The organism is Parajatrophihabitans canadensis (assembly GCF_053764775.1).
The window spans coordinates 2,978,329-3,003,361 of sequence record NZ_CM132445.1 but is presented as its reverse complement, the minus strand read 5'-3'; the positions used below and the strand labels follow the sequence as shown (position 1 = coordinate 3,003,361).

24 protein-coding genes, 1 tRNA gene and 1 riboswitch are annotated in these 25,033 nt (G+C 63.2%); of the genes, 14 read left to right on the top strand and 11 right to left on the bottom strand.

Annotated features, from left to right (window positions below; genetic code table 11):
- Complete coding sequence (locus ACSMXN_RS14545; RefSeq protein ID WP_022912193.1) at positions 1–789, top strand: cobalt-precorrin-6A reductase; 789 nt, start codon at positions 1–3, stop codon at positions 787–789.
- Here the strand turns inward: ACSMXN_RS14545 and cobJ are convergent.
- From cobJ to ACSMXN_RS14530, 3 genes are read right to left on the bottom strand one after another with little or no spacing between them, the layout of a single operon-like run.
- Positions 775–2,409: a precorrin-3B C(17)-methyltransferase gene (cobJ, locus tag ACSMXN_RS14540; protein WP_022912192.1), complete on the bottom strand. Its 1,635-nt coding sequence runs from the start codon at positions 2,407–2,409 to the stop codon at positions 775–777. The genes ACSMXN_RS14545 and cobJ overlap by 15 nt on opposite strands.
- Positions 2,410–2,452: 43 nt before the next feature.
- The gene (locus tag ACSMXN_RS14535) at positions 2,453–3,079 is read right to left on the bottom strand and encodes a precorrin-8X methylmutase (RefSeq protein WP_022912191.1); all 627 of its coding nucleotides are present in this window, start codon (positions 3,077–3,079) and stop codon (positions 2,453–2,455) included.
- The gene (locus ACSMXN_RS14530) at positions 3,076–4,281 is read right to left on the bottom strand and encodes a nitrite/sulfite reductase (protein WP_022912190.1); all 1,206 of its coding nucleotides are present in this window, start codon (positions 4,279–4,281) and stop codon (positions 3,076–3,078) included. Before ACSMXN_RS14530 ends, ACSMXN_RS14535 begins: the two co-directional genes overlap by 4 nt.
- 45 nt (positions 4,282–4,326) lie before the next feature.
- Positions 4,327–4,492, top strand: a riboswitch (cobalamin riboswitch).
- Between the two features lie 38 nt (positions 4,493–4,530).
- On the opposite strand from ACSMXN_RS14530, the gene cobN reads away from it, so the two are divergent.
- Positions 4,531–8,142: a cobaltochelatase subunit CobN gene (cobN, locus tag ACSMXN_RS14525; protein ID WP_022912189.1), complete on the top strand. Its 3,612-nt coding sequence runs from the start codon at positions 4,531–4,533 to the stop codon at positions 8,140–8,142.
- Positions 8,142–8,900 (top strand): precorrin-6A synthase (deacetylating), encoded by a 759-nt coding sequence (cobF, locus tag ACSMXN_RS14520; RefSeq protein WP_022912188.1) that lies wholly within the window; start codon positions 8,142–8,144, stop codon positions 8,898–8,900. The genes cobN and cobF overlap by 1 nt, the downstream gene beginning before the upstream one ends.
- 37 nt (positions 8,901–8,937) lie before the next feature.
- Here cobF and ACSMXN_RS14515 read toward each other — a convergent pair whose 3' ends face one another.
- Positions 8,938–10,434 carry a cobyric acid synthase gene (locus ACSMXN_RS14515; RefSeq protein WP_022912187.1) on the bottom strand — a complete coding sequence of 499 codons (1,497 nt, stop codon included), beginning with the start codon at positions 10,432–10,434 and terminating at the stop codon, positions 8,938–8,940.
- On the bottom strand, positions 10,431–11,414 hold the full coding sequence (locus tag ACSMXN_RS14510) for a cobalamin biosynthesis protein (protein WP_022912186.1): 984 nt from the start codon (positions 11,412–11,414) through the stop codon (positions 10,431–10,433). The genes ACSMXN_RS14515 and ACSMXN_RS14510 overlap by 4 nt, the downstream gene beginning before the upstream one ends.
- A 229-nt stretch (positions 11,415–11,643) precedes the next feature.
- On the opposite strand from ACSMXN_RS14510, the gene ACSMXN_RS14505 reads away from it, so the two are divergent.
- From ACSMXN_RS14505 to ACSMXN_RS14485, 5 genes are all read left to right on the top strand, one after another.
- Positions 11,644–13,242, top strand: coding sequence for an NlpC/P60 family protein (locus tag ACSMXN_RS14505; RefSeq protein WP_022912185.1), 1,599 nt, complete (start codon positions 11,644–11,646; stop codon positions 13,240–13,242).
- Positions 13,243–13,356: 114 nt separating this feature from the next.
- On the top strand, positions 13,357–13,761 hold the full coding sequence (locus ACSMXN_RS14500; RefSeq protein ID WP_022912184.1) for a TIGR02611 family protein: 405 nt from the start codon (positions 13,357–13,359) through the stop codon (positions 13,759–13,761).
- Between the two features lie 55 nt (positions 13,762–13,816).
- A tRNA-Val gene (locus ACSMXN_RS14495) sits at positions 13,817–13,888 on the top strand.
- Positions 13,889–14,030: 142 nt separating this feature from the next.
- Positions 14,031–14,225 (top strand): helix-turn-helix domain-containing protein, encoded by a 195-nt coding sequence (locus ACSMXN_RS14490; protein WP_022912183.1) that lies wholly within the window; start codon positions 14,031–14,033, stop codon positions 14,223–14,225.
- Entirely contained in the window at positions 14,222–14,629 is a 408-nt protein-coding gene (locus ACSMXN_RS14485) for an N-terminal phage integrase SAM-like domain-containing protein (RefSeq protein WP_022912182.1), read from the top strand. The genes ACSMXN_RS14490 and ACSMXN_RS14485 overlap by 4 nt, the downstream gene beginning before the upstream one ends.
- Positions 14,630–14,697: 68 nt before the next feature.
- Here ACSMXN_RS14485 and ACSMXN_RS14480 read toward each other — a convergent pair whose 3' ends face one another.
- Positions 14,698–15,030 (bottom strand): hypothetical protein, encoded by a 333-nt coding sequence (locus tag ACSMXN_RS14480; RefSeq protein WP_155958274.1) that lies wholly within the window; start codon positions 15,028–15,030, stop codon positions 14,698–14,700.
- A 33-nt stretch (positions 15,031–15,063) separates the two neighbouring features.
- Entirely contained in the window at positions 15,064–15,231 is a 168-nt protein-coding gene (locus ACSMXN_RS14475) for a hypothetical protein (protein ID WP_022912180.1), read from the bottom strand.
- A 9-nt stretch (positions 15,232–15,240) separates the two neighbouring features.
- Between ACSMXN_RS14475 and ACSMXN_RS14470 the strand changes: the two genes are divergently transcribed.
- Together ACSMXN_RS14470 and ACSMXN_RS14465 are read left to right on the top strand one after the other, a co-directional pair.
- Positions 15,241–15,768, top strand: coding sequence for a hypothetical protein (locus ACSMXN_RS14470; protein ID WP_022912179.1), 528 nt, complete (start codon positions 15,241–15,243; stop codon positions 15,766–15,768).
- 754 nt (positions 15,769–16,522) lie between these two features.
- Positions 16,523–17,209 (top strand): L,D-transpeptidase, encoded by a 687-nt coding sequence (locus ACSMXN_RS14465; RefSeq protein ID WP_051148740.1) that lies wholly within the window; start codon positions 16,523–16,525, stop codon positions 17,207–17,209.
- Positions 17,210–17,461: 252 nt separating this feature from the next.
- Here ACSMXN_RS14465 and ACSMXN_RS14460 read toward each other — a convergent pair whose 3' ends face one another.
- Together ACSMXN_RS14460 and ACSMXN_RS14455 are read right to left on the bottom strand one after the other, a co-directional pair.
- Positions 17,462–18,151 (bottom strand): GAF and ANTAR domain-containing protein, encoded by a 690-nt coding sequence (locus ACSMXN_RS14460; protein WP_035942565.1) that lies wholly within the window; start codon positions 18,149–18,151, stop codon positions 17,462–17,464.
- 162 nt (positions 18,152–18,313) lie between these two features.
- The gene (locus tag ACSMXN_RS14455) at positions 18,314–18,733 is read right to left on the bottom strand and encodes a VOC family protein (protein WP_022912176.1); all 420 of its coding nucleotides are present in this window, start codon (positions 18,731–18,733) and stop codon (positions 18,314–18,316) included.
- 168 nt (positions 18,734–18,901) lie between these two features.
- Between ACSMXN_RS14455 and ACSMXN_RS14450 the strand changes: the two genes are divergently transcribed.
- The 4 genes from ACSMXN_RS14450 (at position 18,902) to ACSMXN_RS14435 (ending at position 23,835) form a co-directional block, all read left to right on the top strand.
- A complete protein-coding gene (locus ACSMXN_RS14450) occupies positions 18,902–20,320 on the top strand; it encodes a 3' terminal RNA ribose 2'-O-methyltransferase Hen1 (RefSeq protein WP_022912175.1) in 1,419 nt (472 codons plus the stop codon).
- Positions 20,317–22,881: a polynucleotide kinase-phosphatase gene (locus ACSMXN_RS14445; RefSeq protein WP_022912174.1), complete on the top strand. Its 2,565-nt coding sequence runs from the start codon at positions 20,317–20,319 to the stop codon at positions 22,879–22,881. The genes ACSMXN_RS14450 and ACSMXN_RS14445 overlap by 4 nt, the downstream gene beginning before the upstream one ends.
- Positions 22,882–23,048: 167 nt before the next feature.
- Positions 23,049–23,423: a helix-turn-helix transcriptional regulator gene (locus tag ACSMXN_RS14440; RefSeq protein ID WP_051148785.1), complete on the top strand. Its 375-nt coding sequence runs from the start codon at positions 23,049–23,051 to the stop codon at positions 23,421–23,423.
- 10 nt (positions 23,424–23,433) lie between these two features.
- Entirely contained in the window at positions 23,434–23,835 is a 402-nt protein-coding gene (locus ACSMXN_RS14435) for a VOC family protein (RefSeq protein WP_022912172.1), read from the top strand.
- Positions 23,836–24,079: 244 nt separating this feature from the next.
- Here ACSMXN_RS14435 and ACSMXN_RS14430 read toward each other — a convergent pair whose 3' ends face one another.
- A complete protein-coding gene (locus ACSMXN_RS14430; protein WP_022912171.1) occupies positions 24,080–24,289 on the bottom strand; it encodes a hypothetical protein in 210 nt (69 codons plus the stop codon).
- 39 nt (positions 24,290–24,328) lie between these two features.
- Positions 24,329–24,979 (bottom strand): TMEM175 family protein, encoded by a 651-nt coding sequence (locus ACSMXN_RS14425; RefSeq protein ID WP_022912170.1) that lies wholly within the window; start codon positions 24,977–24,979, stop codon positions 24,329–24,331.
- Positions 24,980–25,033 lie beyond the last annotated feature (54 nt).

The window sequence follows — 25,033 nt, the reverse complement described above, 5'->3', positions numbered from 1 at the left end:
ATGCGAATTCTCCTGCTGGGTGGCACTGGCGAGGCCCGTCAGTTGGCGGTCGAGCTGGCTGACGGGTCCGCTTCGACCGGAATCCAATGGGTTTCCTCGCTGGCGGGCAGGGTCAGCAATCCTGCATTGCCTGTGGGCGATGTGCGAATCGGCGGTTTCGGGGGCAGTTCAGGACTGGTCCGCTACCTCATCGAGGGTGGATTCTCCGCGGTCATCGATGCGACTCATCCCTATGCCGTCGGCATAACCGGCAATGCCATCGCGGCGTGTGCCGACGCCGACCTACCGTTGCTGATCTTGCGCCGTCCTGGTTGGACAGCGTCGGCGGAGGATCACTGGCATCGGGTGGCGGACATCACCGCGGCGGCGGCAACGGTGGCAGCGATGGGGCAGGGCAGCGTCCTGCTCACCACAGGACGGCGGGATCTGGCCGCGTTCGCAGATGATGAGCGCCACCGCTTCGTCATAAGGTCAGTTGACCCGCCGGTCGCACCGCTGCCCCGGCACTCAACCCTCATCCTTGACCGTGGCCCCTACACCGTCGTGGGCGAACGCGAGTTGATGACCGAGCACCGCGTCGAGGTCCTCGTTACCAAGGACAGCGGCGGCACCATGACCTTCGCAAAGCTGGTAGCTGCGCGGCAACTGGGCGTCGTGGTTGTGATGGTAGATCGGCCGGCACTGCCACCGACCGTGGAGGGCAACGGAGGCATCGATCAGGTGGACTCCGTCCGGGCAGCCGTCGGTTGGGCTGAGCGTCTCGCCGGACGGCCCTCAGCCGCTGGTTGATTGTGCGCCGGATGGGTCTTCGGCTGGATCCGCGGTCGGATAGCGGCGCGGGGTGAACACTCTGAGCTGCCCGTGCGGTCCGGGGGTCGTCCTGGTCTGTGACGAGCCGATGATCAGTAGGCAGCGCATGTCGATTTGACTCGGATCAAGCTCTTCCAGGGTGAGCACGTGAATCTCCTGCTCGGCCGATCCGACGGCGCGTCCAACTATCACTGGAGTCTGCGGGTCGCGATGTTTCAGCAGTAGGTTCTTGGTCTCGACGATCTGTTCCCGCCGTGACTTCGAAGCCGGGTTGTACAGCGCGATGACGAGATCAGCGCCTGCGGCCGCTTCGAGCCGCTTGGCGACGATCGACCATGGTTTGAGCCGATCGGAAAGCGAGATAATGCAGAAGTCGTGGCCCAGCGGTGCACCGACCTGACTCGCTACCGCTTGGGCGGCGGTCAGCCCTGGGACGACGGTCACGTCGATCCCGGCGTATTCCGGCTGGGCCGCCGCTTCGATGACAGCGCTGGCCATCGCGAAGACGCCGGGATCACCAGATGAAACCACTGCGACGCGCGATCCGCGGCGGGCGAGATCCAGGGCGAACTCGGCGCGCTCGGATTCCACCTTGTTGTCGCTGGAGTGCCGATGCTGTCGAGGATTTACCGCAACCCGATCGACATATGGCCCGTAGCCGACGATATGTTCTGCCGACGCCAGCGCGAGTTGGGCTTGCGGAGTGAGCCAATCTCGGCCGGCAGGCCCGAGCCCCACGACATCGACTCGTCCGATGGGATGCTGATCCGTTTCAGTAGCGGCGGTTTCTGGCTGGGTGGTGTTCGAGACCGCCGCCGACAGATCGACACTGCTGGCAGTGGAATGCACTGTCGGTCCCGACGCGGCGATTGGTCCGGGAACGATGACGATGCCCATGTACGGCACCGAGTCCGGATCTACATCGGCCGCGGGGCCGCTTCGTTCGGCGACAGTCGAGGCTCGTTCGACGTAGATCGCATCGTCAAGTCGTCCGGCTTCGCGCAGTGCAGCCTGGATTCCGGCGAAACCCCGGCTGACCTTCATGATTGCTGCGGCATCAGTCGTTCGGAGCCGCTCGGCAAGAATCTCCGGGGGCAAGGTGCCAGGCAAGACGGTCAGCACCTCGTCGGCTTCGACAAGTGGTGTGCCAGCTGCTGCACTGGCTGCGCTCACTGAGGTGATTCCCGGAACGATGTATGTCTCGAATCGACCTGCCAGTCGTTTGTGCATGTGCATGTATGAGGAAAAGAACAGCGGGTCGCCCTCGGCCAGCAACACCACATCGCGACCGGCTTCGAGATGAGTCGCCAATCGCTGGGCAGCGTCGGTGTAGAAGTCGGCCATCGCGCCGGTGTAGCCGCCAGGATGATCGGTGGTCTCGGTGGTGACGGGGTATGTCAGCTGTTCCTCGATCTGGCCGGCGCGCAGGTACGGTTCGGCTATGCCGCGGGCAATGGATCGGCCGTGTCGTGCTGAATGAAACGCCACGACATCAGCCTGGCCAATCAGGCGAGCGGCCTTGATCGTTACCAGTTCAGGGTCACCGGGCCCCAATCCCACTCCGTAGAGCTTGCCGAATTCGATCATCGGGCTGCCCATTCGCTCCGCTCCGCTTCTCGCTCGCTGGCGCTCGCTACGTCGCTCACTCAGTCTCGCTTGCGATTGCGTTGACGGCGGCGACGGTGATGGCGCTACCACCTCGGCGTCCGTGAACCACGAGATATTCCAGACCGAGCACGTTGCGCTCGAGTGCCTGCTTGGATTCGGCGGCTCCGATGAACCCCACTGGTATGCCGATTACCGCGGCCGGTCTCGGGGCACCGGCCTCGACAAGCTCCAGTAGATGGAACAGGGCAGTCGGTGCGTTGCCGATTGCCACGACCGCGCCGGCCATCCGCTGGCCCCACAGATCCATCGCGGCCGCCGAACGAGTGGTACCAGTGCGCTTGGCCAGTTCGGGGACGGATTGCTCGTCGAGAGTGCAGATGATCTCGTTGTCGGCGGGTAATCGTGATCTCGTTATGCCGCTGGCGACCATTTTCGCATCGCACAGGATGGGTGCTCCGGAGCGCAAGGCCGATCGGGCCGCGCTAACAACACCGGGGGAGTACCCAACGTCGGCGGGCAGATCGACCATTCCACAGGCGTGAATCATCCGTACGACGATGGGTGACAGGTCGGCGGCCACGCCGCTCAAATCAGCTTCCCGGCGAATGGTGGCGAAGGATTGGCGATAGATCTCTGATCCATCGCGGATGTACTCGATCACGAAATTCCGTTTTCCATTCGTCGGTAACCGTTGCCGGTCGCAATTAGATGAACTGCGGTATGTCGGGGGCGACCGCATTGTCGTTCGCAACCGCTCCACCTCACGGTGTATTGCGGTGTGCCCGATCGTTCCAGCTCGGCGATGGCATCCGCGCGCACGTCGGCCAATGCCTTTGCACAACCAGGACGCCCGGCGCAGGTGCTGATGTGATACCAGGGCGAGTCCGTGTCGACGCCAAGTCCGAACTCAGCCGCCGCTTGGGCAACCGAGCCCACGTCGACCAGATCAGGCACGACGACGCTGCGCCACGGGGTGATGCGTAGTCCTCGGCTGCCTGCCTTGCTCGCGAGAAAATGGACCTGCTGGCCGGAGAGCCGACCCAGCGGTGCCAGAACCACCAGGGCCGAACGTCCATCCGGCTGTTCGACAATGCCTGCTGGTTCGGCTGTGCCTGCCGGTACGCCGGCGAACAGCGGTCCGCGCGTGCCGGCCGCGGGCGACGCACCGAACTCAGCGATGAGCCGGTCAGTCACGTGCCGCGCTGAGTCCGGGAGCTCACTGATGCGCCAAGCCTTCGAGTTTGTTGCCTTGCGTTCCTGCAGAAACATCAGTGCGCCGGCCACCAGCGTGTCGGTGACGCCTTCGACCGGCACCTCGCAGCCTCGATCTGCGTGCGGCTGCCAGATTTGAAACCGGCCTGGGGTACTCGCAAACGCAGTGAGGTCCGGCTCGAGGGCGAGGATGTCGCCGCGGCCATCATCGAGGCCGAACAGGAACCGACCCGGCAGTTCGGCCAGCATCGGTTCGGCGCACAGCTTGCGGTCCAGCTCCTGCGCCAGCTCCGCGAGCTCGGTCGTTTGACCAGTGCTCGGGATGTCTGGCCGGTCGATTCCAGCCAACGGCGAAGCGACGATGTTGCGTACGCGCTCATGCGATGGCGACGGGAGCAGCCCCACTGCCGCAATACGCTCACCGAGGTCGAATTCCGCACCTGGAGCGAGGCCACGGAGCTGGATATTGCCCCGGGAGGTCAGTTCGAGTTCGCCATCGCCCAAGTCGGAGGCGGCCGTTGCCAGCACCCGTAGCGCCGCTGCCGTGATCAGCCCACCGGGCAATCGAACCCGGGCCAACCCGCCGTCTGCAGCCACGTGCACAGTGAGCGCGCCTGGGCAGGCATCGCTGCGCAGTCGGGTCTCGGCCATGAGGGGGATCGTACGGCGCGGCCCAATGTGGATGTTTCAGAGCGGCGCGGTGCTGCCCGAGACGGTGTGGGACGCTTGTGGACGAAAGATGCAGCGTCATGTGCAGGAAACCGGTGTGAATCCGGTGCGGTCCCGCCACTGTCACGGAGAGTGAAATAGCCCGAAATCGGGTGCTCCGAAGCCAGGAACTCTCTGTCGCAGCAAAAACTCACCGGGGCGCGGACCTCGCCAGAGCTTGGAGTACTGCCCGTGATTCTGCTGTTGTCGACATCCGATACCGATCTGCTGAGCGCCCGGGAAAGCGGGGCCGACTACCGGCTGGCCAATCCGGCACGAGTCCTGCCGGGCGCACTCGATGAGTTGTTGCAGGGTGCCGAGGTCGTAGTAGTTCGGATTCTCGGTGGTCGGCGAGCCTGGGAGGACGGCCTGGACAGGGTGCTCGCGTCCGGTCTGCCCGTTGTGGTGCTCGGTGGCGAGCAGGCACCTGATGCGGAGCTGATGGAGCTGTCCACGGTTGCCGGTGGTTTGGTGGCCGAGACGCACGTCTACCTCGCCCAGGGCGGCAGCCAGAATCTGGGCCAGCTTTACAACTTTCTGTCGGATGCAGTCTTGCTTACCGGGTTCGGCTTCGAACCTCCCGCGCAGACGCCGACCTGGGGCGCGTTGGAGCGTCCGAATTCTTCGGTCGACGACATCGCCGTCGACCGTCCCGTCGTCGCGGTGCTGTTCTACCGCGCTCACCAGCTGGCTGGAAACACCGGCTTCGTGCATACGCTGTGCGACGCGATCGAGGACGCAGGCGGCCTACCAATGCCGATCTACTGCTCTTCGCTTCGGGTTTCCGAACCAGAGCTCATGCACACACTGGGCAGGGCTGACGCGCTGGTGGTAACGGTCCTCGCCGCGGGCGGTAGCAAGCCCGCCGACGTAGGCGCGGGCGGCTCAGATGAGGACTGGGACGTCGGCGCGCTGGCGGCGCTGGACGTTCCGATCCTGCAAGGGCTTTGTCTGACCTCCTCGCGAGCGGTATGGGAGGACAGCGGCGAGGGGTTGTCTCCCCTCGATGCCGCGACGCAGATCGCCATTCCGGAATTCGACGGCCGGCTGATCACCGTCCCGTTCTCGTTCAAGGAGGTTGGGCCGGACGGGCTGACGTCCTATGTTGCCGATCACGAACGTGCCGCGCGGGTGGCCGGTATCGCCGTGAAGCATGCTCGCCTGCGGCACTTGCCGCCGGCTGAGCGACGAATTGTGCTGATGCTGTCGGCCTATCCCACCAAACATGCGCGCATCGGTAACGCGGTGGGTTTGGATACGCCCGCTTCGGCGGTGGCCTTGCTGGCGGCGATGCGTTCAGCGGGTTATGACATCGGGCCCGAGACCGGCGAGGCGGCGTTGCCGGGCGTCACGGCTGGCGACGGTGATGCCCTGATCCACGCGCTCATCGCTGCTGGCGGCCAGGACGAGAATTGGCTGACTGAAGATCAGCTATCGGGCAACCCGGTTCGGTTGTCCGCGGCGAAGTATCAGGCCTTCTTCAGTACGCTTCCAGCCGATCTGCGGGCGCGGATCGAAGAACACTGGGGTCCGGCCCCGGGTGATCTGTTCGTCGATCGAAGTCAACAGCCCGAGGGTGAGATCGTGCTCGCGGCGCTGCGGGCGGGCAACGTCGTGATCATGGTGCAGCCGCCGCGAGGTTTCGGCGCCAATCCCATCGCGATCTATCACGATCCAGACCTGCCGCCGAGCCATCATTACCTGGCCGCCTATCACTGGCTTGCCAGTGAGTTTGGTGCGGACGCGATGGTGCATGTCGGCAAGCACGGCAATCTTGAGTGGCTACCGGGTAAGAATGCGGGCATGTCGGCGTCCTGCGGACCCGACGCCGCGATCGGGAACCTGCCGTTGGTCTATCCGTTTCTGGTCAACGACCCCGGCGAGGGCACCCAGGCAAAACGTCGGGTGCACGCCACGCTGGTTGACCACCTCGTGCCTCCGATGGCCAGAGCCGAGAGTTATGGCGACATGGCCCGGCTGGAACAACTGCTTGACGAGCACGCCCAGATCGCGGCGATGGATCCTGCGAAGTTGCCGGCGATCCGAGCGCAGATCTGGACCTTGCTTCAGGCGGCTAAACTTGATCACGATCTCGGGCTGACCGACCGGCCGCACGATGCCGAGTTCGACGATCTGTTGCTGCACGTTGATGGTTGGCTCTGCGAGATCAAGGACGCACAGATCCGCGACGGCTTGCATATCCTCGGCGTTGCGCCACAGGGTGAAGCACGGGTCAACCTGGTTCTGGCAATGCTTCGCGCCCGGCAGATGTGGGCAGGTGAGGCGCAAGCGCTGCCGGGCCTGCGAGAGGCCCTCGGCCACACCGAAGGTGCTGAAAGCAGCGAGATCACCGATGCGTTCGAAGCGCAGGCGCGTTCATTGATCCAAGCTATGGACGATCGCGATTGGGCTGTGAGTGGAGAAGAGATCGTCGCGTCGCTGCTGACTGCTCCCAATCCGCAGGTGGCACGCATTCTCGATTTTGCAGCTACCGAGATCATTCCCAGGCTGGCAGCCACGACCGACGAGATCACGAACACGTTGCACGCTCTGGACGGTGGCTACATTCCGGCCGGACCCAGCGGGTCACCGTTGCGCGGCCTGATCAACGTGCTGCCCACCGGTCGCAACTTCTACTCCGTCGACCCGCGAGCTGTTCCGTCGCGGCTGGCGTGGGAGACCGGTCAGGCCCTCGCGGAATCGGTAGTCGCGAGATATCTCGCAGAGACCGGGGAGTACCCGCGATCGGTCGGCCTGTCGGTGTGGGGCACGTCCGCGATGCGGACCTCCGGCGACGATATTGCCGAGGTCTTGGCTTTGCTCGGCGTCCGACCGGTCTGGGACGAAGCCTCTCGGCGCGTGAGTTCGCTCGAGCCGATCAGCTTGACCGAGTTGGGCCGCCCGAGGGTCGATGTCACCGTCAGGATAAGTGGATTCTTCAGGGACGCGTTTCCGCACGTGGTGGCGATGCTCGACGACGCGGTCTGCCTCGTTGCCGGACTGGACGAACCTGACGACCAGAACTATGTCAAGGCACACGTCGCCGAGGATCAGGCCGAGCACGGCGATCTACGTCGTGCCACCACTCGAATCTTTGGCTCCAAGCCAGGTTCGTACGGTGCGGGATTGTTGCCTTTGATCGATGCTCGCAACTGGCGTGACGATGCCGATCTGGCCGAGGTTTACGCGGCCTGGGGCGGATTCGCCTACGGCCGTGGGCTTGACGGTCGTGGCGCGCGTCCGGATATGGAAACCGCCTATCAGCGAATCAATGTCGCGGCCAAGAACACAGACACGCTCGAGCACGACATCATCGACTCAGACGATTACTTCCAGTATCACGGTGGAATGGTCGCCACTGTGCGGGCGCTGACCGGTAAGGCACCGCGCGCCTATGTGGGTGACTCCACCCGTCCTGACACGGTGAAGACGCGCTCGCTCAGCGAGGAGACCGCGCGGATCTTTCGAGCCAGAGTGGTCAACCCGCGGTGGATCAGTGCGATGCAGCGACATGGATACAAAGGGGCATTCGAGCTCGCGGCGACTGTCGACTACCTTTTCGGGTACGACGCCACGGCCGGTGTCGTCGAGGACTGGATGTATGAGAAGTTGACCGAGCAGTACGTGCTGGATCCGCAGAATCGGAAGTTCATGGAGCAGTCGAATCCGTGGGCATTGCACGGTATTGCCGAGCGCCTACTGGAGGCGGTTGATCGCAAGCTCTGGAGTGAACCTAATCCGGAGACTTTGCAAGCTTTGCGTCAGGTTTACCTTGAAACAGAAGGCGATCTAGAGGCCCGCTGATGCGCACAGTCATTCTGATCGGTGTCGGTGCCGGCGATCCGGACTTCATAACGCAGCAGGCCGTCAAGGCGCTGAACCGGGTGGATGTGTTCTTCCTCGTCGACAAAGGTGAGTCCAAGGACGAGCTGATCAGTATCCGTCGCGAGATTTGCCAACGTTTCATCGTCGGCAACGACTACCGCTTCGTCTCGATCGATGAGCCGCCGCGCGACCGTGGCGCGGCGGCCTATGAAGGCGCCGTCGCGGACTGGCTCGACTTGCGCGCCGGGTTGTTCGAGCGCGCCATCATCGAGGAGTTGGACGAGGATGGCACCGGTGCTTTCTTGGTCTGGGGCGATCCAACTCTGTACGACGGCACGATCCGCATCATCGATAAGCTGATCGCTCGGGGCGAAGTGACTTTCGAGTACGAGGTGATCCCTGGTATCAGCGCGATCCAAGTTCTGGTCGCCAGGCATCGGTTGCCGCTCAACAGGATCGGTGAGCCCATTCACATCACGACAGGTCGCCGCCTGGCCGAGGGAATCCCGGCTGGTTTCGACAATATCGTCGTCATGCTCGACGCGGGGTTTGCCGCCGCCGAACTGGCTGACGCGGACCGGATCGATGTCTACTGGGGCGCCTACCTCGGAACCGACAGCGAGGTCTTGATCTCGGGCAGGCTCAGTGCGGTCGCTGCCGAGATAGCCGAGCGAAAGTCGGCGCTCCGAGCGGCAAAGGGCTGGATCATGGACACCTATTTGCTGCGCCGGGTGTAAAGGCTGGTCGTCGTCAGCTCGTCAGCTCGTCAGCTCGTCAGCTCGACAGGCCGATCGTGACGGTCGGCTGGTTGCTCGGCGAACCGCGTTCTATCAGGTTCAGTAAGGCGTTGGTGTCCAGGTGCTGCTCCACAGCGTCGCCAAGACTGTCCAGCCGGGCTTGCCGCAGGCCTGCGAACGAGGTCGACGTCGAGACCACGAAGCGGCGGCCCGTAGCCGCGGCCACGTCGGTCAGAAACGCCCTGCGAAAGGCGTCATTCTCGAAGATTCCGTGCCAAGTCGTGCCTCTGACGTTGCCCACCTGGCACCCGTCCAGAAATGGGGCACCGCCTTCGACGCGGACGATCCCGTGGTGAATCTCGTAACCAATGACGGTCTCGTCCAGTGCCTTTCCTACTGGCCTGCCGAGGGTTTTCTTCGAAGCAAACTCGACCCTGGCTGGTAACAAGCCGAGCCCGCCGACAGCGCCGGACTTGCTCTCGACCTCATCGATGATCGTGGTGGCAAGCATCTGGTAACCGCCGCAGATCCCGAGCAGGGGGCGACCTGCTGCCGCATGGCTTTCGATAGCGGTGGCGAGGCCTGACTCGCGAAGCCACGCCAGGTCCGACACAGTGGCACGGCTACCAGGCAGCAGCACCAGATCAGCGTCGATGAGTTCTTCAGGGCGGGTCACGAGCCGCACCTGCACGCCAGGTTCTGCCGCCAGGGCATCGATATCGGTGACGTTGGACAACCGAGGCAGGCGCACCACCGCGATTCGAAGCGTATCGAGGCCGAGCGCCGCTTCGCTGCTGTGCGGGCGGCTCTGCAGGTCGAGCGAGTCCTCGACATCGAGCCACAGACCGTCGAGCCACGGGATCGTTCCCAGCACTGGCCGCCCGGTCATCGAGTGCAGCATCTGCAAGCCTGGTTCCAGCAGCCGTGAATCCCCGCGGAACTTGTTGATCACGAAGGCAGCAACCAGTGCTTGATCGGCCGCCGACAGCACCGCCAAGGTCCCGAACATCGAGGCGAAAACTCCGCCACGATCAATATCACCCACGATCAGCACGGGTAGGTCGAAGGCGCGCGCCAGGCCCATGTTGGCCAGATCGCGGCTGCGCAGGTTGATCTCGGCGGGGCTTCCGGCACCTTCGCAGACGACCACGTCGAATCGCGATCGCAGGTCCGCATAGGCCGCATGCACGGTCTGTTCCAATCGCGGCTTCAGGTCGCGGTAAGACAGGGCGTCCGCATCACCGATCGGCTTTCCCATCAGCACGACCTGAGATGAACGGTCGCTACCCGGCTTCAGCAGCACCGGGTTCATCGCTGCTTCCGGCTCGACTTCGCAGGCCGCCGCCTGCATAGCCTGGGCGCGACCGATCTCGCTGCCGTCGGCAGTCACCATCGAGTTCAACGACATGTTTTGAGCCTTGAACGGGGCGACCCGAATACCTTGCCTCGCCAACCACCGGCAAATGCCGGCGGTGAGCACGCTCTTGCCGGCGTCAGAGGTTGTCCCCGCGACCAGCAGGGAACCGCGCGTCACCGCCTCACCTGCTTTCGCCGCAAGCCAGATCCGACCGCGAGGCCGAGAGCGAGGACGGACGCGGCGACGCCTGCAGCGGCGCACACCGCGAGGTTCAACAGGTTTGCGCGTGTCAGATCACTGCTGCGAACCGGACGTGCCGACGTCGAGCTACCGAGCAACGGCCTTGATTCGATGCGGCCACCGTAGCTGTTGGTACCGCCCAACGTGACGCCGAGTGCGCCGGCGAACGCGGCTTCGCACCAGCCCGCGTTGGGGCTGGGATGCTTGCGCCCATCTCGGCGAGTTATCTGAACAACGTCGCGCGGGCTACCGCCGACCAGCGGGGCGGCGAGAGCGGTGAGCGCCGCACTGAATCGGGCTGGCGCGAGATTGGCCAGATCATCGAGCCGGGCGGCCGTCCACCCGAAATTCTCGTAGCGCTGGGAGTGATGCCCGACCATGGCGTCCAGGGTATTGACGGCGCGATACCCGAGCAGGCCGGGCACCCCGGCAATCGCGCCCCAGAACAAGGGAGCCACCACCGCGTCCGAGGTGTTCTCGGCGACGGATTCCACTGTGGCTCGGGCAATCTCGCCGGCGTCCAGGTCGGAAGGATCGCGTCCGACCAAGTGGGTCAACCTCGTTCTTGCCGCGGGCAGGTCGTTCTTTCGGAGGTGGCCGTCGATGTAGGCGGCTTCGCGTCGCAGGCTGGTGCCACCGAGTACCGCCCACGTTGCGAGTGCGACAGCAAACGTCTCGGCGGCCGGGCGATGACGCACGCCGCGCTCGATTGCGATGCCAACCGCGGTTGTGGCGCAGATGCAGGCACTAGAGAAGATCAGTCCCCGCTTGCGGGTATCGGCCCAGATCCGCGTTTCGAGCGCCGACGCCGCCGTGCCGAATGCGGCAACCGGATGGCCGCGGGACGGGTCGCCGAAGATGGCGTCGAGACCCATGCCGACGAGCAGACCGAGTGATCGGGCGTGGCCGGACTTCACAGGCGACCGGCCATCCCGAGCGGGCCTGTTAGGAGCGTTAGGTCACAGTGAGTAACCGAAGCGGAGCAGAACCGGCGGAATTCTCGGCGTGTCACGTGCGCAAATCCGAGAAATTTCCCATGAGGTCTGTACTCTCCCTTAACTTTTGTTTATCTTCTGTGAAGTAGCGTGCGTAGTGGGGGACTGCGGGCAGCTCGACCATCCGACGTCTCCATGAAAGTTGTACCGCATGTCTCGTCGCCTCCGCGCCCTGCTCGCCGTCTTGTGCGCCTTCGGTATCGCTTCCGCCGTCACGGTCACCGTGCTAGGCACAACCGGGACCGCCGCAGGTGCAGCGACCGCAAATCCCGTGGGCTACCTCGATTCAGCGACGATCAAGGGTGCGGTGGTCTCTTACTCGGGGTGGGCCGTCGACCCGAGCGTGACCGGCGTCGTGCGGGTCGTCGTCACCCTGGACAGGGTTCCGGTGGCGTCAGCGCTCGCTAATGGGGCTCGACCCGATGTGGCCAAATCACACCCTGCCTACGGGCCGAATCGTGGTTTCAAGGGTTCGCTCACTCTGCCTGCGGGCCGGCACGGACTCTGCTTCATAGCGGGAAACCTCGCCGCGGGTGCTGACTTCAACATCACCTGCAAGGGCTTCGTCGTTCCACGCATTGTCGGGCCGACGACGACCACCGCGGCAACCTGGAAGCCGACCGGCAACTTGGACGCAATCGGCTACACGGCAAAGACTCGACTGCTGTCCGTCCAAGGTTGGACTCTGGACCCAGGGACCTGGGCCGCGACTGATGTCGACCTGATGATCAACGGACGCTCCTACGGCTCCGCGCTCGCCAACAAATCACGACCCGATCTGGCCGCACGTTATCGCGGGTACGGGCCGTACCACGGGTTTGCGTACACAATGCAAGCCCCATTGCCGCCAGGCAATTACCTGATCTGTGCGGTCGCGATCAACACGGCAGCAGGCGGAAACACCATCTTGCCGTGCCGAATGCTCAGCGTTGCCCCAGTGGGGGATCCGGAATCGTTGAACGTGGCCCTCACGGCCACGGCTGCGGCCGCGATCCAGGCTCAGGCCATCAAGACCGGTGCTGCGAGGGCGGCGAGCTTCCCGGCGACTGCCAACTCGGCTACCCGAATCTCGATTGCGACCCGGGCTTTGCTAGATCAGGCGGCCGGCCGCATTGCGAAACCGCCTGCTGTCAAAGGCATTCCGGCGTTCGTCGCGGCCACTCCGGCGAAAGCCGTCGATGAGCAAGCCGTGATGGGGGCAACGCAATCGCTGGGTACCTACCCGGCTTCGAAGACGGGTGGCCGAGCCGGCGCTTCGCGCTCCCTGCAGGTCTACGCCAACGATTCCGTGGGAGCTCCGGGGGGAGCGGGCGTTGGATTGATCGGGGCCGCCCCGGTGCTGGCGGCGAACGGCAAAACGGTTCATCCAGCGCTGCCTGGGTACCCGGCGGGGTACAGACCGCTGCGGGCACAGGTTGCGATTGACGCGGCATTGGCCCATATCGGTGACCCCTATGTCTGGGCCGCGGCCGGCCCAACGACCTTTGACTGCTCAGGGCTTACCCAATGGGCGTGGGCGAAAGCAGGCGTCAGCCTCACGCACTACACGGGAAGCCAGGCAGTGCAGGGCGTCCGGGTTGGGGTGAATCAGCTGCTGCCCGGTGATCTGGTGCTGTTTGGCAGCGACCTCCACCACGTCGGGATGTACCTCGGAGCCGGCTACATGCTGGATGCCCCTGACACCGGCGCCTACGTACGGGTGGACAAGATTTCGTGGTTCGGTGACTTCAGCCTGGCGGTGCGTCCGTAACCTGTCGGGAACTTAAGCGAGGACCTCCGACGTTGCCCTGTATGACAGGGCGATCTATAACGGGCAACCGCGGAGCTGCCATAGGTACTGCATCCGCGCCCGTGGAGCGGAGCGATGGTGGCAGAGGCGAACGGCGCCGAGTTTGCTGCCGTCGGCGCGGACCGGCAACCGTCGCCGCCGCGCTGGTTACTCCCGCTACGGAACAAGGTAGTTCGACTGCCGGGTGGCCGGATGATCTGGCGCATCGGTGTCGGGGTCGTCGGCGGGGCCATCGTCGCGCTCGGATTGTTACTGGTTCCGCTTCCAGGCCCGGGTTGGGCGATCGTTTTTCTGGGTCTCGCGGTCTGGGCGACAGAGTTCGTCTGGGCCCAGCGCCTGCTGAATTTTGCTCGCCGAACACTGCGGCGCTGGACTGACTGGGCTTTGACGCAACCACGGTATGTCCAGGGTCTAATCGGACTCGCTGGGTTGGCGTTCCTCGCCGCGCTGGCTTACGCCGGGTGGCGGTTTGTGCTGTGAATCGAGCGATCGAGTGACCATGTAAGCTACCTCAGGTTTGCCGCAGCACGTTTGCGGGCGATTAGCTCAGCGGGAGAGCACTGCCTTCACACGGCAGGGGTCACTGGTTCGATCCCAGTATCGCCCACAGTAAATACGGTTCAGATAACGCTTTCAGACATCCACTTAGAGAACCTCACTCCGGCGAAACTCCGTGGAAACTCCGTCCGAGCGAGCAGGCCTGCCACCGTCGGCTGCACACTATTTGGCCGATCCTCGTAGCCTCATACATGAAGACAAAAAATGAAGAACGACTAATGACGATCAGCGATGTGGCCGAGCACTTGCAGGTGCCGATAGCGACCCTGTGCAGCTGGCGCTCACGAGGTGACGGGCCGCGAGGCTTTCGAATCGGAAGGCACGTGCGGTACCGCCGCGCCGATCTGGACGCTTGGATCGATTCGCTTCAGGATCGCGAGCGATGAGCGGCCACATTCGCAAGACACCGAACTCCACGTATCAGGTGCGGTGGATTGATCCGAGCGGACGCGAGAGGTCCAAGGTCTTCCGCAAGGAGTCCGACGCCGAGAATCACGTGACATCGGTTCAGCACAACATACTGAGCGGCACTTACGTTGACCCAAAAGCGGGCAAGACCACCGTCGGACAAATGGCCGAGGTGTGGCTGGCGAGCAAGATCAATCTGAAGCCGTCTACCCGCGTTCGCTACGAGGCCGCGCTAAAGAATCACGTGCTGCCCCGGTGGGAGAACCCTCCGCTGAATCGGTTGAATTACGGCGAGATTCAGCGTGGCTCGCGGGTCTGTCCGCCGAGGGTCACGCGGGCGATAGGGTGCGAAAGATTCACGGAGGCCTGCTCTGCATTCTGAGTTTTGCCGTCAAGGACAGGCGCTTATCTCACAGTGCGATGTCCGTCGCGGGCGCGGTCAACAGCGAGTCATCTGAACTTCGAGACGTATTTGTCCAAGACACCTCGGGAGCGTGGGCAAAACGCGTCCGTGGCGGTGCGGGTTGCTTGGATAACGATCTGACGCTGCGCTTCGTCGCCAGGGGGTTGACCCAGCGGGTTCTCTTTTGCATCCAGGTCGACACACACTTGCTGGCCCCATAGGTCATCCTGGTAGTCGGTCCAGATCGGCGTGAAGTCATGCATGAGATTCAGGAAAACCTGGTGGGATGAGGGGGCCTCAGACGCGAGCAGGCCACCCGTGTTCTTGCCTGAGCATGAAGACAACAGCAACACGATCGTGACCGCCCCCAGTGTCTTCACGCACGCGAATTTAGCAGGCACGTATCTTCAGGGTCAGCCGATGCTCATTCCGGCATATTCGGCAGCCAATTCGACATCGAACATGCGTTCGACCGACAGCGGTACGAGGAAATGGCCGGCCTTATCAAATGTCCGAGCGATGTCGACGCCGCGAGCGACCTGGTCGACGAAGTGGAGCCGGACGCCGACCTTGAGTGACATGATCTCGCCGTGGATACACAAACTTGGATAGCGATCGGCTCGTTGGCATTGACCGCTATCGCGTTGTTTTACGGGGCGAGAGCGGGGAATGCGAGTAAGGCTCAGACGGCTTTGCAAGCCCAGCTTCGCCGTGACGCAGCGCAGCCGTATGTGTGGGTCGATGTCCGTCCGGATGATGAAGAGGGCGGACTAATCCTGCTGATCGTCGGCAATTCGGGTCCGACTGTGGCAACGAACATCAAAGTAGTTCTCGACCCACCGCTGCCGACCGGTGATCGTAGCCTTGAGGCCTCGGAGGCGCAGGCTCAGCTTGCGCAAGGTATTCAATCGTTGCCGCCCGGACGCATCCTCAATTGGGCCGTTGGAGTTGGTTTCGATCTCGCGCCAGCTTCGGTCGGGGTAGTCCACAAGGCCACGGTGACGGCAGAGGGTCCGTTCGGCCCCTTGGTCCCGTTGGAGTACCCCATCTCGCTCGCCGATCTGTTGAACACGAGGATGGCCAGGCCGGGAACGCTGAATAGATCGCGAGGCAGCTAGAGAGACCAACCTCACCACGTATGTCGCGGTTGCGTGGCTCCAATCGGGCGGGATTGGAGCCACCGGACCCGGACTGACTTCTCCACTTGGCATTGCCCCTTTGAACCATTTTCGCGGTTCCGGGTAAATGCTGTTACCCCTCAGTCGTCGTTGAAATCGAGTTCTGAACTGGACCGAGGAGCGCTCCAGCACTCGGTACCCCAACGCTCGTCAAGCTGCGAGGACTTAAGCGCGAGGCCAAGCCGGCAGCCCCAGTCGCCGTACGGGGATAAGTGCCAGTTGCCTTCGTGGCGGTACACCGCCGGTATGCGATCAAGCAGCGAGTCGAGAGCCTCCAGGCCATCGACGATCCAACATCGAACCGTTCGTAACATCGTGCGCTCCCGGCAGACCCCTCGACACATCGGCGGCCATAGTGGCCGGCGTGACTATGCGCCGAGGCAGGTCATGTTGGAGCGGTCGCTGGGGTTCATGGCTCAAGTGTGCACGAGCCCGACGACAGAACGCGCAAGGAGCGGTTGAATCCCGTATCTGCAATTGCAGACACGCGCAGCTGCGACCCATAGGTGACAGCTGTCCACCAATGGTGGACGTCTTGTCCCTGTTCCCGTGCAAAGGCGATCTCCAGTTCGGCTCCGCGCTCAGCGGCATCACGGCCTAATCGCTCGGAGAGTTTGTCGGAGTGTTTCAGTCGCTGATGCCAACTCGCGTCGGCTTATGCGTGGGGGATAGTTCGATCTGCGATGATGGCTTGGTGACATCGCGTAGTGCGCGGTCGACGCGAGGCGGCCACCGTGCCACCGAGCGCGACCCGCGGCCATCGAGTCGGCTGCGCGCCTTCACCGCGAGGTACGGATGGCGCGCATACGCCTTGCCTGTGCTGATCGTAGCCACGGTGTTCGCCGCGCTGAACCTGAGAACGGATTCCCCTGACGTAGCTAACTTGCGCTCCCTTGAACCGACACCGCTCGCGCGATCCGTGCCCACGTCCCTTGGACCGAACGAGCATCTCGCAGCACCGATGCTCAAGCTTGCTGCCGATGCCACCCCCTGTGCGACAAACCAGCAACCCAGATTGGTCCTGGTCAGCGTTTCGGAGCAACGCGCGTGGATGTGTCAGGCGACGACGCAGGTGTACTCGACCCTGGTCACCACAGGAGCCGAAAACGTCGGGGACGGTACCCCGCTTGGCACCTGGCATGTTCAAGACAAACAAACGAACCGCTACCTCGTCGGCCCCGGATACAGCGACTTCGTCCGGTACTGGGTGCCATTTAATGGCGACTTCGGCTTCCACGACGCCTCATGGCAGACCTTCCCCTACGGCGGCCCGCAGTACCAGGCCAACGGATCCCACGGCTGCGTCCACCTCCCGCTTGCCGCCATGACCTGGCTCTACCAATGGGCCACCACCGACACCACCGTCACCATAAGAACCTGACACAAGTCAACGCCCGAGCGATTTCAACCCCATAACATGAGGGGTGCATAGCACGAGATTACGAGCCCAGATCGAGCACTGTCGACGGATCCGGGAGCGAGAAATGTCGCACCGGGTGCAGTTCTGTCGTTGTTCACATGGCCGAACTTCTGGCGTCAACGACGTCTCTGCAATGCATCACGGTCGAGATTAATGTTTATATGCATAGGGATTCCTCGCAAGACCTGCGCAAGAATTGATCCCGGCACCCGGCTATGGCCGCAGGTCGAGGGTGCCGGTATCGACCACGCCCAGTGCGACATCGCGCAGTTTTCGGTGACTATTCTGGCTGGCCATCCGGAGGATGTCGAAGCACTGCTGCTCGGTCATTTTGTAGGTCGCCATCAGGATTCCGATTGCCACGCCGATCGTGCGGTTGGTGGCGAGTGCGACCTGCAAATGCACGCTGCGGTGCTCGGCGTTTGCTTTAGCGATGGCGATTGCGCTGTGGGTAGCGAGAGTATTGAGTACCTGCACGCTGGTCGTGGTGAACGCCGCCGGCTTGGTCGAATACAGGTTCAGGGCGCCTAGCGTTTCCTCGTCTTCGAGGTAAAGCGGATGAGACAGCATGCTCATGACAGGAGTCGCTCGGGTTGCGAGGCGACCGAAAACCGGCCAGCGGCCATCGGCTGCCAGATCGTCGGTATGAAAAACCCGGTGTGCGCGAAGGCTGTCGACGCAGGGACCTTCCTCAGTCTCGTACTGAATTGTGTCAACGGCGATAGGTAGGTCTCCCGTCGCTGCCACGGTTTGGTATTTGCCCCGACCTTGCTTGACCGTGATTGCGGCTTCCTCAGCGGCCGGGATCGTATGTGCCGCGTGCGCGACGATCGCGTTTAGGGTGGCTGGCAGGTTCGGCTGCCGTGCGATGGTTCGGGCGATTTCAGCAAAGTCGTCAGCCATACCGCGATACGGCATCAGACACCAACCAGCTTGTACACGAAGAGCACCTCTGCTTCGCTCATGGCGAATCGAGGCCCACTCTGCTGAAGGCTGCGATACCGAGTGGAGAGACTGTACCTCGCTCGGTGAAGGCAGCCTGCCGACGGCGCGGAGCTGATCAGATCATGTGCAGAACTCGTTACCCTCCGGGTCTTGCATGACGGCCCACACGATGCCAAGTTCCTGCCGGGTCTGGAGATGGCTGGCGCCCAACGCGACCAAGCGCTCGATGTCGGCATCGACCCGTCGGCGTTGCTCATCCAGGTCGACCGTGGGGCCGCCGCCGCTTTGCAGGTCGATATGCACCCGATTTTTGACGGTCTTTGGTTCGGGAACGCGCTGGATGAAGACGCGTGGCGCCAATCCGGCCGGGTCGCGAACGGCTGAGGCCGAGTTCCATTCCGACTCCGGGACGTTTTGAGCCCGAAGGAAGTCGGGCCAGGTTTCGAAACCGGGCGGCGGGGCGTCGAGTTCGTAGCCCAGGGCACCGGCCCAGAACGCCGCCAAGAGGGAAGGGTCGTGAGCGTCAATGACGATCTGCATAGCTCGACGTTAGCGTCAACAACCGACAGTCGCCAAGGCAGATTATCCTTAATTTCGAAGGTTCTTTGTTCGTCGAGGATCTGTTGGGTGACAGCTTGTCGACAACACGTTGTCCGCAATCTGGAATCCGGGCGACGATCCGGTCGCCGTAAGGCAGACTGGCACACTGTGCTCCTAACGATCTCCACGACTCATGAACCTGCGACCGACTTGGGCTACCTGCTTCACAAGCACCCAGGCCGGGTCCAGTCGTTCGAGGAGTCGGTGGGGACTGCGCATGTCTTCTACCCGGAGAGCACCGAGGCTCGCTGTACCGTCGCGCTGCTGGTCGAGGTAGATCCGATCGCGCTTGTCCGCGGGCGAAAGGGCCCCTCAGGCGACGGATTCGCCCTCGGGCAGTACGTCAATGACCGCCCGTACGCGGCGTCGAGCATGCTGGCGATGGCGCTGAAGGATGTCTTCCGGACGGCGCTGACGGGCCGCTGCAATGCCCGTCCGGAGCTTGCTCAGACACCCATCCCGCTCGAAATTCACGTTCCGGCGGTCCCGTGTCGCGGTGGCGTCGAGCTCCTGCGTCGGCTCTTCGAGCCGATCGGCTGGGAGGTCGCTGCGACGACGAACGATCTGGATCCGACGATCCCTGAGTGGGGAGATTCGCGTTACCTGGACGTCCGATTGACCGGCTGTGTGCGGCTGGCGGATGCCCTCAACCATCTATATGTTCTGCTGCCTGTTCTCGACGATGGCAAGCACTACTGGGTCAGCGATGATGAGGTTGACAAGCTGATCCGAGCTGGTGGTGGCTGGCTGGCCACCCATCCAGAAAAAGCCCTTATCAGCCGTCGATATCTGGCCCACCGCCGCGAGCTTGAACAGTCCGCGATGGCAAGGTTGGCAGAGGTCGATGATGCCGAGCCCGAGGAGTTCGACAACGCGGTCGAGGGCGCGCTCGACCTAGACAACTCCGAACGTCCCGTGCCTCTAGCCGAGCAAAGGCGCGGTGCGGTACTTGCCGCCGTTCGGGCATCCGGGGCGCGGACCGTGGCGGATTTGGGCTGCGGTGAAGGCGTGCTCGTCCGCGACCTGCTCGCTGAGCGCGGTATCGATCAGATCGTCGCTGTAGACGTGTCGGCGCGGGCGCTGCAGATTGCTGGTCGCAAGCTTCGCCTGGACAAGATGACCGAGCCTCAGCGCCAACGATTACAGATCTTTCAGTCCGCCCTGACCTATCGGGATGACCGGCTCGCCGGCCTGGAGGCTGCGGTGCTGATGGAGGTTATCGAACACGTTGACCTGCCGCGCCTGAACGCGCTTGAACGAACTGTGTTCGGCTATGCCGCGCCTGCGACGGTAATTGTGACGACCCCGAATGTTGAGTACAACGTGCGATTCGAGGCGTTGCAGGCTGGGACGATGCGTCACCGCGATCATAGATTCGAGTGGACCCGATCGGAGTTCCAGAATTGGGGGAACACGGTCGCCGTGGAGTACGACTACACCGTCCGCTACGTTCCGGTCGGAGCGGATGACCCAGAAGTTGGCGCGCCTACGCAAATGGCGATCTTCAGCAAGGTCGTGGCCGCATGACACGTGAGTTAACGGTTCCCGAGCTGAGCCTGGTGGTGCTGATCGGCGTTACAGGTTCGGGAAAGTCGACCTTCGGTCGGAGGAACTTCAGACCGACTGAGGTGATCTCGTCGGACTTCTGCCGCGGGCTGGTTGCCGATGACGAGAACGATCAGGCAGCGACGCCTGAGGCCTTCGAATTGCTGCACTACATTGTCGGCAAGCGGCTGAAGGCCGGCCGACTGACCGTCGTAGACGCAACGAATGTCCAGCCCGAGGCGCGCAAGCAGCTCGTTGCCGTCGCGCGCGAACACGACGTCTTGCCGGTGGCGATAGTGCTCGACGTTGCGGAGAGCGTCTGCATGTCACGGAACGCCGCCCGTGCTGACCGTGACTTCGGTGCAGACGTCATCCGCCGCCAGCGCGATCAACTGCGTCGCGGCCTGAAAGGGCTGCAGCGCGAAGGCTTTCGTACCGTCCACACACTCCGCGGCCCAGAAGACGTCGCCGACGTCTCAGTATCTCGGACGAAGCTCTACAACGATCTGCGGCACGAGACCGGACCGTTCGACGTCATCGGCGACATCCACGGTTGCCGGGCCGAACTCGAAGTATTGCTGACCGATCTCGGCTACGCCATTAGCCGCGACGGCGAGGGGCGTGCGGTCGGTGCGCATCGCGACGACCGACGTGCAGTCTTTGTCGGCGATCTCGTCGATCGGGGTCCTGACACCCCTGGGGTGCTACGACTCGTGATGGGTATGGTCGCGGCCGGTGACGCATTCTGCGTGCCAGGAAATCATGAGAGCAAGTTGCTGCGCTCCCTTCGCGGGCGCAATGTCCAGGTCACCCATGGCCTCGCCGAGTCGCTTGCCCAGCTCGCCGGCGAACCGGAACAGTTCCGTGCCGATATCGAACAGTTCATGGATGGCCTGATCAGCCACTACGTTCTGGACGACGGTCGGCTCGTGGTCTCGCATGCCGGGCTCACGGAGCGCTACCAGGGTCGCGCGTCTGGCCGGGTGCGGGAGTTCTGCCTCTACGGTCAGACCACGGGGGAGACCGACGAGTACGGCCTACCGGTGCGCTATCCATGGGCACAGGAGTACCGCGGCAAGGCGATGGTGCTCTACGGTCACACTCCGGTTCCGGCACCGGAGTGGATCAACAACACGCTTTGCCTCGACACCGGCTGTGTGTTCGGCGGCCGCCTGACCGCATTGCGTTACCCCGAACGGGAACTCGTATCGGTTCCGGCGGCGGAGGTCTACTACAAGCCAGCTAAGCCGTTTCCGACCAGCCCTGATGCTCTCGTCAGCGATACCGCGGGGCGTCGCGACCCCGAGGTACTCGACATCACCGACGTGACCGGCAGCCGCGTCGTCGAGACCCAGTACGTCAATCGCATTGGGATAAGAGAAGAGAACGCAGCAGCCGCGCTGGAGGTGATGAGCCGCTTCGCGATCGACCCGCGATTCCTGCTCTACCTGCCTCCGACGATGAGCCCCGTCGCCACTTCGACGCTGCCGGACCTGCTCGAACACCCTGAGCAGGCATTCGAGGCGTTCCGAACCGACGGCGTAGATCACCTTGTGTGCGAGGAGAAGCACATGGGTTCGCGAGCCATCGCTCTCGTATGCCGGTCCGAGGAGGCCGCCCGGGCCAGGTTTGGCGCGTCAGGTGATCAGCTGGGCGCCATCTGGACTCGTACGGGGCGCGCCTTTTTATCCGACGAGCTCACTCGCCAACTCCTAGATCGATTGCGAGTGGCAGCCGAGACGGCTGGCCTGTTCGATGAACTCGACACGCACTGGCTACTGCTCGATATGGAGCTGATGCCATGGAGTGCCAAGGCACTGCAGCTTTTGCGAGATCAGTACGCAGCAGTCGGAGCAGCGGCGCGGGCCTCCCTACCGGTCGCGGTCGAAGTGCTACGCAAGGCCGCCGCAGCCGGACTCGACGTCGATGAACTCCTCGAACGGACTCGTTCCAGGAGCGTCAACGCCGCAGCGTTTGCTGACGCCTACCGACGCTATTGCTGGCCGACCAAAGGATTGACAGGACTGCGGCTCGCGCCGTTTCAAGTGCTAGCAACTGAGGGAAGTGTCTATCAGGACCAACCCCACGCATGGCACCTTGATGTCGTGGATCGACTTGTCGCCGCGGACAGCGAACTCCTCACGCCAACTCGGCGGATATTCGTTGACACCACCGACGCGAACTCAATTGCCACCGCAACCGAGTGGTGGTCGGAGCTGACGGCGCTTGGGGGCGAGGGGATGGTCGTCAAGCCGGCCGCGAATCTGACACGCGGACGCAAGGGGCTCGTCCAGCCAGGCTTGAAGGTTCGAGGTCGCGAGTATCTGCGGATAATCTACGGGCCGGACTATACCGAGCCGGCGAACCTGGGACGGCTGCGTTCGCGCGGCCTTGGCCATAAGCGCTCCCTCGCCCTGCGCGAGTATGCCCTCGGCCTCGAGGCACTTGATCGGGTCGCGCGCGGCGAGCCGCTGTGGCGCGTGCATCAGTGCGTGTTCGGCGTGCTGGCTCTTGAATCCGAACCGGTGGATCCACGGCTGTAACCCCCGAGTCACCGAATGGGTGACCTCCCGGGTCACCGATCGGGGGTGCGGGCCGCCGACTCCGAATCGGTCCAATTCACGTGCTGATTCTTCATCGCGGTTACGCTTGGTGCGTGACTGCCGACGAGCTGGCCAACCTGGCGCACCTGCGCCGGGCGCGCGACCTCATGGACCGCGAGTACGCGCGGCCGCTGGACGTTCCGACCCTCGCGAGGGCGGCGCTCATGTCGCCGGCCCACTTCTCCCGACAGTTTCGTGCCGCCTACGGCGAGACGCCGTACAGCTACCTCATGACGCGACGGATCGAGCGAGCGAAGGCGCTGCTCCGGCCTGGCGACCTTTCGGTGACCGAGGTGTGCATGGCTGTGGGCTGTACTTCGCTCGGCTCGTTCAGCTCTCGGTTCACCGAGCTGGTCGGGGTGAGCCCGATTGCCTACCGCGATCGCGACCACAGCGGCACCGAGAACATCCCGGCATGCGTCACGAAGATCCGCGCCAGGCCGAGCAGAAACGGAGAAGCGACGAGGTCGGTGACTGCCTAGAGTCGTCGCCATGGATATCTCGCTCAAACACTGTTTTATTCAGGTCCTAGACCCAGACCTATCGCTCGCCTTCTACCGCGACGCTCTCGGGCTGGAGTTGCGTTACGACGTCGCGAAAGACGGCTTCCGCTGGCTGACCGTCGCCTCGCCGTCCCAACCGGATGTCGAAATCGTTCTGTCGGACTACACGTCGCCGACCGACCGCGATGCGATCCAAGCGCTGGTGGCTAAGGGCGCGCTCAATGGAGCAGCATTTGCCACCACCGATCTCGATGCCATGTTCGAAAAGGTGCGTGCCACCGGGGCAGAGGTGCTCCAGGAGCCGATGGATCAGGGGTGGGGCGTGCGGGACTGTGCGTTCCGCGACCCATCCGGCAACATGATCCGAATATCGCAGATACCCGCCTCCTGATCGAGCCGCTCAGATACCAAGATCCGCATCGCCTGTCGCGCGGGCCCAGGTTGCAGAGATTTCGCGACGGATTGGCTGCATGGGCGCGCGGGCAAGCTCGACGAAAGGGCTCGGCAGTCAGTTGGTTCGGCCCGGGCAATCGAATTGGTTCGGCCCGGGCAATCGTCGATGACTGCCCGGGCCGACTCAGGTGTTGGGCAGAGAGTAACCGACAGCGACCGACTTGTCACCCTCAGCGATGGCGCTATGTCGGCTTGAAAGTGTCAACCCAGGGCACATCGTCAGGATCACCGAGTGAGCCCGGGCCAATATCGCCGAGATGCACCTCCACGTTCTCGTCCCACACAGTTACGCGGAAGTCGGCGCCTCGGACGACGTGAAACCCGGCGAGATGTCCTGACTGAAGCTGGCATTGGCCCTCGGGCCCGATGACCTGACAACGTTCGACGTCCACGATGAGCTATTCGTAGTCGAGCGCCGTCTTGGATGCGCATCATTCCGAGGCTGCTACGACAGTGCTCTTGCGGCGCCGATACCGCCGAATCTGGACGGTCAGCAGCGGTATGACGATCCACAAGAGCCAGCCGTGAGTCGTCACGAAAAAGACCGGAATGGACAGCCCGAACCCGAGGATCAGGCTGAAGGCATGCCAGTTGGCGTTGGTTATCAGCGAAGGAGGAGCGTCTGCGCTTTGCAGATGCTTCGAAATCATGTGATGCACCATGAGGAGGAACGTGGCGCTCGCCAGGACCTGTAGCAGCGAATAAAACCCGTACCGCAAGGCGTGCGCCTCGAGCGTGTCGTGGCTCTCTGACGTTAGCAACTTCATCGCGAAGGGGTTGAGAACGATCGTGAGCAACCAGATCATGTTGAGCGTCCGCAACCGCGGATCGCTGCGTTCGGCGTAGCGAAACGCATGATGATGTTGGCTCCAGGCGGCCGCGATGACCGTGAAGCTGAGCAAGAAGGCCAGGTATTCGTCGTCGTTTTCTCGAAATGAGGACCACAGCGCGTGTGCGGTGGCTCCAGTCGGTATCGGCAGTTCGAGCGCGAGCAACGTAATCGCGATCGCAACCACCGCGTCCGAGAAGAAGATCAGACGTTCGGCGGCACCCGACTCGACAGTGGAGCTCTCCTCAGACACTCGAGAATCATCTCGCGAATGCCCGCGTTGCGCGCACAGGCGCGCTAGCCGGGA